Origin of the sequence: Paenibacillus sonchi (genome assembly GCF_016772475.1) — a bacterium.
Classification (GTDB): domain Bacteria; phylum Bacillota; class Bacilli; order Paenibacillales; family Paenibacillaceae; genus Paenibacillus_AQ; species Paenibacillus_AQ sonchi.
The window spans coordinates 1,349,313-1,362,412 of sequence record NZ_CP068595.1 but is presented as its reverse complement, the minus strand read 5'-3'; the positions used below and the strand labels follow the sequence as shown (position 1 = coordinate 1,362,412).

9 protein-coding genes are annotated in these 13,100 nt (G+C 47.9%); all 9 read left to right on the top strand.

Translation table 11 applies throughout. The features are described 5' to 3' along the window. Positions 1–5 precede the first annotated feature (5 nt). Entirely contained in the window at positions 6–248 is a 243-nt protein-coding gene (locus JI735_RS06295) for a DNA-directed RNA polymerase subunit beta (protein WP_020428476.1), read from the top strand. Between the two features lie 289 nt (positions 249–537). After that, positions 538–960, top strand: coding sequence for a 3-hydroxyacyl-ACP dehydratase FabZ (gene fabZ, locus JI735_RS06290; RefSeq protein ID WP_039788279.1), 423 nt, complete (start codon positions 538–540; stop codon positions 958–960). A gap of 48 nt (positions 961–1,008) precedes the next feature. Then, positions 1,009–2,727, top strand: a complete 1,719-nt coding sequence (locus JI735_RS06285) for a phospho-sugar mutase (protein WP_039832708.1) — start codon at positions 1,009–1,011, stop codon at positions 2,725–2,727. 116 nt (positions 2,728–2,843) lie between these two features. After that, positions 2,844–4,880 (top strand): DUF5693 family protein, encoded by a 2,037-nt coding sequence (locus JI735_RS06280; RefSeq protein ID WP_039832707.1) that lies wholly within the window; start codon positions 2,844–2,846, stop codon positions 4,878–4,880. Beyond that, positions 4,856–6,022 carry a polysaccharide pyruvyl transferase CsaB gene (gene csaB, locus JI735_RS06275; protein ID WP_039832706.1) on the top strand — a complete coding sequence of 389 codons (1,167 nt, stop codon included), beginning with the start codon at positions 4,856–4,858 and terminating at the stop codon, positions 6,020–6,022. Before JI735_RS06280 ends, csaB begins: the two co-directional genes overlap by 25 nt. Before the next feature lie 7 nt (positions 6,023–6,029). Next, the gene (locus tag JI735_RS06270; RefSeq protein WP_039832714.1) at positions 6,030–6,785 is read left to right on the top strand and encodes a WecB/TagA/CpsF family glycosyltransferase; all 756 of its coding nucleotides are present in this window, start codon (positions 6,030–6,032) and stop codon (positions 6,783–6,785) included. Positions 6,786–6,901: 116 nt separating this feature from the next. Then, positions 6,902–8,029, top strand: coding sequence for a glycosyltransferase family 4 protein (locus tag JI735_RS06265; RefSeq protein WP_039832705.1), 1,128 nt, complete (start codon positions 6,902–6,904; stop codon positions 8,027–8,029). A gap of 162 nt (positions 8,030–8,191) precedes the next feature. Continuing rightward, complete coding sequence (locus JI735_RS06260; RefSeq protein WP_039832704.1) at positions 8,192–12,103, top strand: S-layer homology domain-containing protein; 3,912 nt, start codon at positions 8,192–8,194, stop codon at positions 12,101–12,103. 153 nt (positions 12,104–12,256) lie between these two features. Beyond that, entirely contained in the window at positions 12,257–12,598 is a 342-nt protein-coding gene (locus tag JI735_RS06255) for a hypothetical protein (protein ID WP_020428484.1), read from the top strand. Positions 12,599–13,100: the final 502 nt, after the last annotated feature.

Here is a 13,100-nt window from a genome sequence, read left to right as displayed (position 1 = left end):
AAGGAATGGCTCGTCAGAACAACAGTAAGCCGGAAGCAACACATGAAGCGGAACAGCATCAGCCCGTACGGCGGCGCGGAATTTCCAAATGGACGATCGTTCAGTGGTTTCTAATTCCTGTGCTGCTGGTGGCAGCACTGTGCGGTGGCATGGTTGCCGGGTATGTCGTTCTGGGCAAAAAAGAATTCAGCGATGTGCTTCAGTGGAGCACATGGAAGCATGTGTATGATCTGGTGTTTGCGCCATAACTGTTCATATTAGAACTCCCTTGTTGTACAAGGGAGTTTTCTTTTTTATACTGGAAAATGTATAATGATGGAGGCCCCTGAGAGCAAAAAGGGCCCTCTCCGCCATGTTGCCTTATTCGGTGGAGAAAGCCCCTTATCTCAACCTCCACTGCTGCAGGTGGTGAAGGATATTATAGTTTTTGCCGAAGCTGTCCATATTTATGCAGGCAGGCCGGAAATAAAACTAAAACGCTGCAGCGGCAGACAGATTACCAGGGTGCGGTTAATATGCGAAGGGAGCTTTGTATCCATGTTGAATATCAATGAAATCCAAGAAATAATCCCCCATCGGCCTCCATTTCTGCTGGTGGACAAAATTACCGAAATAGAAATGGGCAAGCGGGCCGTCGGCATCAAGAATGTAACGGTGAATGAACCGTTTTTTGTCGGCCATTTTCCGGGATTTCCGGTAATGCCGGGTGTTCTCATCACCGAGGCGCTGGCTCAGGTTGGCGCTGTTGCCATACTGGGAGTTGAAGCCAACAAGGGGAAGATCGGTTTTTTGGCAGGCTTAGACGGCTTCCGTTTCCGTGGCCAGGTGGTTCCGGGGGACACGCTTGTGCTTGAAGTGGAAATTACCCGCCTAAAGGGCAGCATTGGCAAAGGGCAGGCTACCGCGAAGGTGGAGGGCAAAGTGGTCGCTTCCGGGGAAATTATGTTCGCACTCAGCTAGAACCTGTTATAAAATCATATATTATAGATGGAGAAGGAGAGATTTGATATGACTCAATTAAGCCCAAAAGCCGCAGAAACACTGTCACGCTGGCTGCAGGACCCATCGGTTGACGAGAACACGAAGGCAGAACTGAATCTGCTTGCGAATGAGCCGCAGGAACTGGAAGAACGTTTCTACAGAGATCTGGAGTTCGGCACAGGCGGCTTGCGCGGGGTTATAGGAGCAGGCAGTAACCGGATTAACCGGTATACAGTGGGCAGAGCGACTCAAGGCTTTGCGAATTATATCCTTGAACAGCATACTGGTGAAGGCAGACCTTCCGTTGTCATTGCGCATGACTCCCGCCGCTTTTCTCCGGAGTTCACCCTTGAGGCTGCACTGGTATTGGCCGGAAACGGGATTGAGGCTCATCTGTTCCCTTCCTTGCGCTCCACGCCGCAGCTGTCTTTTACAGTCCGTCATCTGAAGGCTACCGGGGGTGTAGTCATTACTGCAAGCCATAATCCTCCGGAGTACAACGGCTACAAGGTGTACAATGCTGAAGGCGGACAGCTTGTTCCGCATGAGGCTGAAAAAGTCATCTCCTACATCTTGGAGGTGGATTCCTTTAATGGCGTAAAACGCATGTCTCAGGAAGAGGCAGAAGCTGGAGGGCTCCTGCATTGGCTGGGAGAGCCGGAAGATGAAGCTTTCACGGATACAGTAGCGGCTGTCAGCGTTGCCCGTGATGAAATTACATCTACACTGGGACGTGATTTCAAAATTGTTTATACACCGCTACACGGGACAGGCAATCTTCCCGTCCGCAGCGTTTTGAGCAAAATCGGCTTTACTCAGGTGCATGTGGTTCCGGAGCAAGAGTTGCCTGATTCGGAGTTTTCTACCGTAAAATCGCCAAATCCTGAAGAGCGGGAAGCCTTCACCCTGGCAATCAAGCTGGGAGAGGAGCTGGGCGCCGATCTGCTGATCGGTACGGACCCGGATGCAGACCGTATGGGTGCTGTAGTGCGCGACAATGAAGGCAAGTTCGTTGTTCTCTCCGGCAATCAGTCCGGAGCACTGATGATTCATTACTACTTGAGCCGCCTGCAGGAGCAAGGCAAGCTGCCAAGCAATGGTGCTGTCGTAAAAACCATTGTCACCAGTGAAATGGGTGCAGCTGTCGCTGAGCATTATGGTGCTACCGTATTCAACACGCTTACAGGATTCAAATATATCGGTGAAAAAATGACCCAGTTCCAGCAGTCTGGTGAATACACCTACCTGTTCGGCTACGAAGAGAGCTACGGCTACCTCGCCGGGAATTATGCCCGTGACAAGGATGCCGTGCTGGCCTCCATGCTGATTGCTGAAGCTGGAGCCTATTACAAAGCCCAAGGGAAAACGCTGTACGACGTGCTTCAGGAGCTGTATGAGCAGTTCGGCTATTTCCTGGAAAGCCTGGAATCACGCACATTGAAGGGCAAGGACGGTGTGGCGCAGATTCAGGGGATTATGAATGACTGGCGGAGCAATCCTCCACAGGAGATTGCCGGTGCAGCAGTAAGCGAGGTTCTGGATTATTCGCTGGGGCTGAACGGACTTCCTAAGGAAAACGTGCTGAAATATTTGCTGTCTGACGGTTCCTGGTTCTGCTTGCGCCCGTCGGGCACCGAGCCGAAGATCAAGGTGTATTTTGCAGTGCGCGGAGAATCGCTGCAGAACGCCAAGGACAAGGTTGCCGCGCTCACGCAGCAGGTTATGTCACGCGTTGACGGGAAATAAATAATAGAAGATACAGAATTTAAGCGAAACGGATACTGCTCCTCTATGGACGCGCATCCGTTTCTGCTTGAAATTAGCCTTGAGAAGGCTTTACGTGAAAGAGGAGGTACTTTGGAGTGCAGCAGAAATGGCAACGTTGGAACATCGCTTCAAGGAAGTGGTTATGGATAGTTGTGGTGATTGGTGTGCTTGCCGCATTGCCAGTCGTCTATGACCGTCTGCAGACGGAGAAATCTTCCAAAACGGTTGAATTTGTTTTTGATTACCGTGACCTGGTGGAAGCGGCCAGCTACCGGGCGAATCCGCAGGATTATATTTCAGAGCAGCTTGACCTCTTAAAATCTGCCGGCGTAGGCAGCATGGCTATTTATGAAAACACGCTGGAGGATTACCGCAAGGCCCGCCGGCTGATGATATGGGGAGCGGCTGATATTGCCAACCTGACGGATACCGTGATTCCGGAGAATGAGAACTATACATATGTCCTCTTTACCAGTCCGGAGAATAGTGAAGCCCTCGCGCCGATTATCCGTGATACTTTCAGCAGCCTGGATATAGCGACCGAAAACTGGAGTTTCCGCGGGCAACAGGGGCTTATTGTCAAAACTCCGCTGGAGGATGCCACACTGAAGCCGATGCAGCCGGACCCGTTCACCCTGGAAATGCTGCATAGCAAAGGGTTTAACATTGTACCCCGTCTTGTAGATTCCCTGCCTTACAATGAGGCCGCCGTTACCAAGCTGCTGGACCGCTATCAGGAGCTTGGAGTCAAACGTCTGCTTTTTGAAGGCGAGTCGGTTAAAGGATTTAATGATGATGCTGATTTGAACAGCATTACAGCTTTTGCCGGTCTTCTTAAGGAACGCGGAATCGGGATTGCCGCCATTGAGAATATCAAAGCACAGCAGAAAGGATTCAATAAATTAGCTTATCTGCTGGATTACAACGTGACCCGGCTGTACTCGCTCAGTGAAGGTGATTCCGCCCTTCCTCCGGAAACGATAGCGGACCGCTTTGCACTGGCAACGAAAGACCGCAACATCCGCATGATCTATCTCAACACGATTCCGTCGCGGGACACTTCAAAGGCGCAGATTAAGGATACTCTGGAAAATCTGATCACCAGCCTTAGCGAGCCTGGGGGTGCGGTAGAGAAAATCGAGAGCAACGGCTTTACCTTGGGGCAAGCGACCGCGTTTGATGTTGTGGACTCTTCATTCCAGCGTTATTTTAAATTAATTGCAGTCATCGGTGCTGTAGCCATGGTGGCCCTTCTGGTTTCCTACTTCATTCCATGGCTTACGCTGCCTGCCTGGGTGCTTGGTCTGGTAGGAAGCGCCGGACTGATGCTGATTAAGCCGCAGCTGTTCGAGCAGGCCCTGGCACTTGCAGTAGCCATCAGCGCACCGGCAGTGGCAATGATACTGGCGGTACGCAAAATAAATGAGAAGGGTCCTCCGCTCCGGGCGAACTCCTTGACCTATGCGGTTATGACTCCGCAGCGCCGCCTGGCTCACAGTCTCGTGCTTTACGTCAAAACAGCGCTGATTTCGCTGAGTGCGGTGCCGTTTGTGATTGCACTCCTGAACAATATCACCTACAGTCTGGTCCTTAACCAGTTCCGTGGTGTCAGTCTGCTGCACTTGGCGCCTATTGCACTGATTGCTGTATACGTACTGCTCTATCGTGGTGAGTTTGTCCTTAACAAAACAGGCAAGCTTCTACGGACACCCATTACGCTGGCTTGGGTCATTGCAGCCGGTGTTCTGGGGATTGTCGGGATGTATTATTTGAGCCGGACGGGCAACAGCGGCAGTGTGAGTGCACCGGAAAAAATTCTTCGCACCTTTTTGGAAGATACAGCGGGGGTCCGGCCGCGCAACAAAGAATTCCTGCTGGCTCATCCGCTATTTATACTGGGGGCCTTTATGGCCTATAAATACCGGAATGCCGCATTTATTATGATCATCGCTGTGATCGGGCAGCTTTCCATGGTTGATACCTTCGCCCATATTCACTCTCCGGTTCTGATCTCGCTGGTCCGTGGTCTGCTGGGACTGGGTCTTGGTCTGATTATCGGGCTGATTGCGGTAGGAATATGGCAGCTTGCAGAGGGGTGTTGGAGACGATGGTCGCCGCTTCTCAAAAAATAATCATCTCCGGCTATTACGGTTTCCGGAACAGCGGAGATGAGGCGGTGCTGCAGTCCATTCTAAATGCGCTGCAGAAGCATTCGCTGGCAACGGGAACAGTCATTGAGCCTGTTGTGCTGTCAATAGATCCGGAATGGACGACAGCGACCTATGGAGTGAAGGCTGTACACCGTATGAAACTTAGCGAAGTGCGCAGCGCAATTTCGGAAAGTGCCGGTTTGATCAGCGGGGGCGGCAGTCTGCTGCAGGATGTGACCGGGAGCAAATCCATCCCATATTACCTGGGCATCATCAAGCTGGCTCAATGGATGGGCAAGCCTACCTTTATCTATGCCCAAGGTATTGGTCCGGTTAACCGCAAGCTTTTTCATCCCTTAATTAAAGCGGTTTTCCGCAAATGCAGCTATATCTCTGTAAGAGATGAGCAGTCGCGCGACCTGCTGCAATCCATGGGGCTGGGCGGGAACAAGATTGATGTCGTTCCCGACCCGGTCATGGGATTAAGCCTTCCCGAGGATGGACAGGGAAGCAGCACAGAAGCAGGCGGCGAATCATCTCCTCAGAAGACTCCGTTATCCCGGCCTGTTCTTCCGGTTGTAGGGGTTTCGGTCCGCTTTTGGGAGCAATCCCGGGAGGAACTGGATGCTGTCGCCGATGGTCTGCTGCAAGCAAGCGCCCGAACTCCGCTTCATGTGCGTTTTCTGCCTTTTCACCATCCTTCTGACCATGAACCTTCACGTTATATCATGGAGAAGCTGGAAAAGGGGATGTCGCAGAACGGTGGAATAATCAGCATATGTGAGGATGCTGAGCATCCGCAGCAGATGCTGCGGGAGGTAGGAAGATGTGACGTCTTGATCGGAATGCGGCTGCACAGCCTGATTTATGCCGCAGGAAGACGGGTGCCGCTTATCGGTATCTCCTATGATCCGAAGATTGATCATTTTCTGGAGCGGGTGGGCTGCCGGCCTATCGGGGATACGACCTCTCTGGACGGCGGCAAGCTTGCTGCCGGAGTGCTTCAGCTTTTGGAGTCAGGGGATGAATGGAAGCGTGAGCGTGAGCCGTTAATTGCTTCTTTAGTCCAGGAGGCCGAAGCGCCAGCCCGGCAAATTATTGAATATTTCCGCCGTAAAGGGTGATAGATACGTGAAAGCAGAAAGTGTGATCCCCACGGTGCCGATTTTCGGCATCCGGGTATCCAGAGTCGATATGAAAGCTACGGTTTCCTATTTGACCGAAGCCGTCCAAAGGCGTGAACCGCATCAGGTCATTACAGCCAATCCGATCATGGTGATGACCGCCCTGGATAATCCGGCTTATATGGAGATTATGAAATCGGCCGAACTGGTGGTTCCTGACGGAACAGGGGTTGTATGGGCTGCCGAGTATTGCCAACAGCCAGTTGCTGAACGTGTTGCTGGTTTTGATTTGTTACATGAATTGCTTCGCCAGGGCGAAAGCTATAATTGGAGGGTATATTTGCTGGGGTCTACACCTGAGGTGATTCGCGAGACCGCCTCCCGGTTACAATCTCAGTATGCCGGTATCATTATAGCGGGATATCATGACGGCTTTTTCGGGCCGGAAGCGGACGAGGAAATTGTGAGTGAAATTATCGAAGCTCAGCCTGACCTCCTTTTTGTCGCCAGAGGAGCCGATAGTCAGGAGCCTTGGATCGCCAAATACAAATCCCGGCTGAACATACCGGTAATGATGGGTGTCGGCGGGAGCTTTGATGTCATCTCGGGCAAGAGCCGCAGGGCCCCAAAAGCCTTCCAGAAACTCCGCGCAGAGTGGTTATACCGCCTTCTAAAGGAGCCTACCCGCTACAAAAGAATGCTTGCGTTGCCGAAATTCGCAGTAAAAGTGCTGCGTGAGAAAGATAAAGTGACAAAAGGATAGCAAAACGACGATATTTACCGTAAAAATCCGTGCAACAGCCTAAAAACGGAATTGGAATTTGTTTTACGTTCAGCGTATAATTCAATGCGGTAGAGAAATGGGGGTTGACTGATCAAATGTTAATCATATACATCGCCGGATTCGTCGTGTGCATGGGACTTGCACTGCTTTTGACACCGCTCGTGAAGAAATTCGCGGTTAAGATTGGTGCCACAGATGTGCCGAATGCCCGTAAAGTGCATACTAAGATTATGCCCCGCCTTGGCGGATTAGGTATTTTTCTGGCGTTTGTGTTGGGCCTGCTTGCCGTATTGCCGATCATTCCTTATGATTTTACTCCGCGGGAGGTAAGTTTCATCAAAGCGCTGCTCTCTGGCGGCGGACTGATCGTTCTTATCGGTGCACTGGATGACCGGTTTGAACTTTCGGCGAAGGTGAAGCTGCTGGGCCAGATTGCCGCAGCGTGCATCGTTGTTTTCGGATTCGGGATTACCGTTGATTTTGTAAACATTCCATTTAATGATACGTATTCCTCATTAGAAAGCTGGATTGCCATTCCGCTGACGATCTTCTGGATTGTCGGGGTTACGAACGCCGTTAACCTGATTGACGGGTTGGACGGGCTTGCTGCCGGAGTATCCGGCATTGCGATTGCTACGATTGCTGTCATGGCATTTTTGATGGGCAATACCATGGTTGCCTTGCTTTGCCTGCTCCTGCTTGGCAGTATCCTGGGTTTCCTGTTCTTCAACTTCCATCCCGCCAAAATTTTCATGGGTGATACAGGTTCGCTGTTCTTGGGCTTCTGCCTTGCGCTGCTTGCGCTGCTCGGCTTTAAGCAGATTGCGGTAGTCTCCTTTATCACACCACTCTTAATTATCGGGGTTCCGCTGTCGGATACGTTTTTTGCCATCGTCCGCCGGAAGCTGCAGAAGAAACCAATCTTTGCTCCGGACAAAGGTCATCTGCATCACTGCTTGCGCGAGCTTGGCTTTAGTCACCGCCAGACGGTATTAATTATATACGGTATTGCCGGTTTCTTTGGAATCTTGGCTGTAATTCAGACGTCAGCTTCTCTCTATGAAGCCAACTGGGTGACCTTCGTCGTCATTTGCGTCATGCTCTTCTTCCTGCAGATCGGCGCAGAGATTACCGGTGTCATCAGCAAGACCAAACGTCCGTTGATTGATTTCCTGCTTAGAATGCGGGTGAAGGCTAATCCGGAACGCGGCTCCAAATCATAAAGTGCATCTATTTGCGTCATGCAATTATCTTCCTTATCTGACAAAGCTCACCCTACAAAAGGGTGAGCTTTTTTGTGATATTTCTAAAAAATCCCGCCGCATTGACCGATAAAGAACAAAGTGAGGGATAACGAGAACATAACTCAAAGGAGAGATATACACATGTTACGCTTTAAGAGACCATTCGTTTGGCTGCTGCTGGCGGCTCTAATCGTTTCCATGTTCCCAGGCAAATACACGCCGCAGGCCGCGGCGGCAACCGCGTCTACGACCTATTTCAGTCCGGATGATCTCACGCTGCGGAATACGGCGGCACTTCAAATGGATGTCAAGGATTCTATTACAAGAAGTACCGTGTATAAGACAAGTGCCCCCAACTTTTCCATTTCAGGTACTTACGCACAGGTAACAGCCTCCACAATGAAGGTTACTGTACAACAGATGACGCAGAGTGGGGACAAATGGGTGACAGATGATACACATTCCACTACGGGTGCAGTAACTACCGACACTACTAACCCGGATAACCGGTTTGTTGCAAGCGGACTCACCTTGTTCACAGGATTTAATAAAATCACCTTCTCAGGGATGCAGGGGACATTGCAGCGCTCTGAATCGTTTTATGTTCTGTATGATAAGGTTCCTTATGTCACTTCGCTGCAAGTGCTTGGAGGAGGCCCTGCTGCCATTAACTTAAATGAAGGTACAAAGGTTGTTGTACCGAATCAGCAGATTACGCTCCAGGGTAAAGTGACGAATGCTACTAAAGTCAGCGTATCGCTCAACGGTGGTTCCGCGATGCAAACCTCTCTCCTTGAGGACGGCACCTTTTTTACGCCGGCATTAACATTGAAGTCCGGAGAGAACACGCTGGACATCGTTGTGCAGAATGCAGCGGACTCTATATCAATCAAACGCTCGGTTTATTATTTTGACACCAACAAGCCTTTTACCGATCTGAAAATTGTTCACGGTAATAAAGCGTACAATATACTTGATAATGTCCCTACGCTTACGGCAACAGACACCACTGCTACTATTATGGGGCAAGTGCTTTTGCCATATAATGCTAGTACCAAGTCCTTCAATGATGACCATGAAGTGAAGATTAACGATACAGTGGTTTCAGTGAATGTGCTTCAGTCTTATGATGTTGCAGCTGATGGTACCGTCTCTGAGGTTCCGGGTACTACACCACAGAATGAGACTGTAATTCCGGCTCCGGATGGCGTAACCCCTCAATACCGGCTGATTGCCTTCAAGACAACGGCACCATTCACCCTCACAGCGGGATCATCCAGCGTAACCGTCGGAATTAAATACGGAACGTACAGTACGTCTGTAAAAGAAAACTACAAATTTTTATCAGGTGAAAATGTTATAACCGAAATGTACTATTTGTCTGGATATAATGGTGAAGCTATTGCCAGTACCGGACTTTCCAAGCTGGCTTTGAACGGTGCTCAGGTTGAGAAATCAGATTTCTACATTCTGGTTAAGTCGAGTGCTATACCAACCAAAGACTTACTGGCTTCATATCTGCCATTAGGCGCTTCACTTAAACTGGAAAAACAGACTAATGTATCAGGGCTGGCGGGGAATGAGGTTGTATATAAAATATTTGGATTCTCCAATGGACAACAGAAAGTGAAATTTCAATATTTAGATTCGCAATCCTTCTATAATGCGGACATTTCCTATGTTTCGAAGAATTATATCTATGTTGCCAACTTAAATGATGGACAAACCTATACGTTTAGCTCGGCTAATAGTTCTAATATTTTGAAAGTCTCAGGTGAATATATCGGATTTGAGAAACTCAGTAATGCTCAATTTTTTGTGAACGGAATTTCAAACGATAAACTGAAGTCGACAGAGGTTAGCAATCTTGATTTTAATCCGATGAATAAATCGATTTTCTCCTTTGATTTGACCATATCAGCTTCCGGGCCACTGGTATACGGAGAAAACAAACTTGTCTTCACCGGAACCTCCATGGACAATGCAAGCAACAAAAGAGAAATACGCAAAGAACTGAAATTCTATATTGTAGATACCAATGTATCCAACCTGTCGCAATTCCATCCCAAGCTGTCCAAAGGCAGAGCAGCGTTCTCTCACACAGACATTAAGGATTACACCGACAAAGAGCTTAATGATATCCTTGGATTAACTGCGGAATTCACGTTCAAGGACGACAAGTTTGTTACAAGCCAGACCAGCTATGACTTGGTTCTTAGAGGCGGAGCTGCAAACAAGCTTAATCTATATCAGGGATCAGAGCTGTTTCTTTCATTAGATAACGCAGTACTGGGTGATACTTCAATCCAAAAGGCAACACAAAAATTTGACTATAAAGGAAAGACTTACTACTATGATTTTGTAGGCAGCAGCAAAGATTTTATCCTGCGGATTTTGGATATTCCGGCTGAAACTGCAGGCAGTATTGTTTATAATCTGGAGCTTATCAATGAAACTGGCGCACGCACGAATCAGCGCATGGAAGTAGTACGTGAAGTTTCTCCATACCGGATATTATCTCCAGTTGCCACTGTAGGGAAACAAATCGTTGTTAATAAGAATTTTGTCCGTTTCGATATTGAGGCTGAAGGTGCCACTAAAGTAGTAATCGACAAATTTGATGCTGTGAAACGCACTGACTTGCCGAACCGGTTCACGTTGGATTATGTAGGACTAAAACCGGATAAAGCTACTTCAATCAAAATTAAAATTGTGCGGGCTAATTCAACCTTAAATGATACTGTCACTGTTTATTATGCAAGTGCTGTTCAGATAGACACGCAATTTATGGCAGAGAAAGTTGCTGCTAAATATACTGTGTTTAACAAAGGGCTTGAGCTCACGTTCCCGAAAGGGACATTGATGAAGGGCTTTACTACCTCTGGTGCAGCGAAGTACTATCCTGACACCAAGCTGCTGTTCGGTATTGCCGATCCTGTAGATGGGGTCGTCGAACGTAAAAATGATTATGGCAATACAATTAATGTGGATGCTGATGCCCGTACACCTGGCGGCCTCGGTACACTGCTGATTCCTTCAGATTTAGTGTTGCGGTTTAACTCGACAGTAGAAACCAATAATTTCTCCCGCGTTTCGGATATTTATTGGCTTAGCGGCGGACTTGGTGAAAAAGGACCCCAAGGCAGTGCTCTTTATAAACCAGCCACTAATGGTATTGCTCCTTACTCAATAGAAGGAAACTTTACGCAAATTGAAGCCGAACGAAAAATTGTTCCTTCCCAGCGGGGAAAACTCACATTGACTTTTAATTCAAGCATTGTGGATGAAGTGGGGTCGACAATCACAGTGTTCCGTTATACCGATTCGGGACAGTGGGAGAACATTGGCGGTGAGGTGGATACGAAGAAACATACGATCTCAGTACCTTTTGATCAGTTTGGGTATTATACAGTAATGAAGCTGCGTCGTGGATACACGGATATCACTAACCACCCATGGGCAAGAAACATTCTTAACGGCCTGTACTCCAAAGGTATTATGGAAAATCTGAGATTTGACCAATTTGGAGCGGATGATACAACGACACGCGGTGAATTTGCCACTTTGCTGGTGAAAGGGCTGAATATTCCTTTGAACTATAATAATAATCAGCAGACCTTCTTTGATATCGTGCCTGAGGCGGTGTCTACAACTTGGGATTTCAAACATATCGAGACTGCGGCTAGAGCAGGGATTGTCACCGGCTTAAGTGACGGGTTCTTCGGTCCGGACCAGCCGCTCACAAGAGAGCAGGGTGCTGTCATGATTGCCAGAGCCTTGAAGCTGAAAATGGCTACTAATGATGCCAAACTGCAGGCTACCCTCGCCAAATCATTTGTGGATACGGGAAGCATGGATTTCTATTCGAAACCAGCGATTGACGCGGTGTCCAAAGCCAAAATCATGGAGGGCAGCGCAGTAACCATTACAGGTCAAACCAAACCGGTATATAATTTTAATCCAAAGGGTAAAATGACTAGAGCGGAAGCCGGAAAGATTGCTGTAGCACTTTTAAAGAAGAGTACAAGCATCTTCCCAAAAACCTTTAATTAAGCTAATCAAAAGAACAACAGGTCCGCGAAAGCTGTACGCGGGCCTGTTGTTTGTAATTAATTTACAAAGTCTTCGACATAAACTTTGTAATCTGCACCATTTTACGTTACAATAACTTAGAAAATAATATTTTCTGAAAGGTGAAAGCCATCGATGAAACCGATTTTATCAAAAGCACAGCTGGATTACATGAAAGCAAAGAATTCGTTTGAGAATAGAGCAAAGGTAATGGAGAAGGAGATTGCTGCAAAACGGGCACTTCAGGAGATCACGCAGGAGGTTATGGAAGAGCTTGTACAGGTTACCGGGTTCCATGATGCATACAATGATCTTGTAACTGCAGAGAATGCTTTAATTGAATGGTCGCATACCACGATCAAACATGAGAAGACCTACCGGGAGAACCGCGGTGCAATAGACGCCATGTACGAGAATGTAAATTCAAGTCCTGAGAAACGCCAGGAGCTGATTCAACTATCCATGAAGATACGTTAGACTTTAGATAAAGGCGCCGGAAACGGCGCCTTTTGTTTTGTCCTGAAGAACTATTAGGTAAGATGGTTTGAAAATGGATGATTATGTTTATTTACTTAACAAATATTGCTTAATGACGTTTGGAAAGTCTGTATGCTATACTGTTTCCCGTAGCCACCCATCATTAACAATAGTTAGTAGAACATACATATTGTCTCTTCTAATTGGGACGGGGTTCAGTCGCAACATAATTTTAAATTTTTTTTTGAACAAAGCGCAACTTTCTAGAAACTCCTGCGTTTAAGATGTAGAGTCACTTGCATAAGGCATTGTTAATCATCATGATATTGAATTACAACGCCAAATGGAAAAATTAGCTTTACGTGACTTGAGGCACATTGTATAATACTTAGGTAGAATTAGGAATCTAGTATTGCTATGCCTTGAAGCTGCTTACAAGTTTCTGTGATACCCGTCACAGACATTATTTATACTTAATATGCTCAACTCGGGAAAGGGGGTG

Bases quoted from the DNA above. Each gene is read 5' to 3' on its own strand.
- JI735_RS06295 (WP_020428476.1), top strand. From the start codon at position 6: ATGGCTCGTCAGAACAACAGTAAGCCGGAAGCAACACATGAAGCGGAA.
- fabZ (WP_039788279.1), top strand. From the start codon at position 538: ATGTTGAATATCAATGAAATCCAAGAAATAATCCCCCATCGGCCTCCA.
- JI735_RS06285 (WP_039832708.1), top strand. From the start codon at position 1,009: ATGACTCAATTAAGCCCAAAAGCCGCAGAAACACTGTCACGCTGGCTG.
- csaB (WP_039832706.1), top strand. From the start codon at position 4,856: ATGGTCGCCGCTTCTCAAAAAATAATCATCTCCGGCTATTACGGTTTC.
- JI735_RS06265 (WP_039832705.1), top strand. From the start codon at position 6,902: ATGTTAATCATATACATCGCCGGATTCGTCGTGTGCATGGGACTTGCA.
- JI735_RS06260 (WP_039832704.1), top strand. From the start codon at position 8,192: ATGTTACGCTTTAAGAGACCATTCGTTTGGCTGCTGCTGGCGGCTCTA.
- JI735_RS06255 (WP_020428484.1), top strand. From the start codon at position 12,257: ATGAAACCGATTTTATCAAAAGCACAGCTGGATTACATGAAAGCAAAG.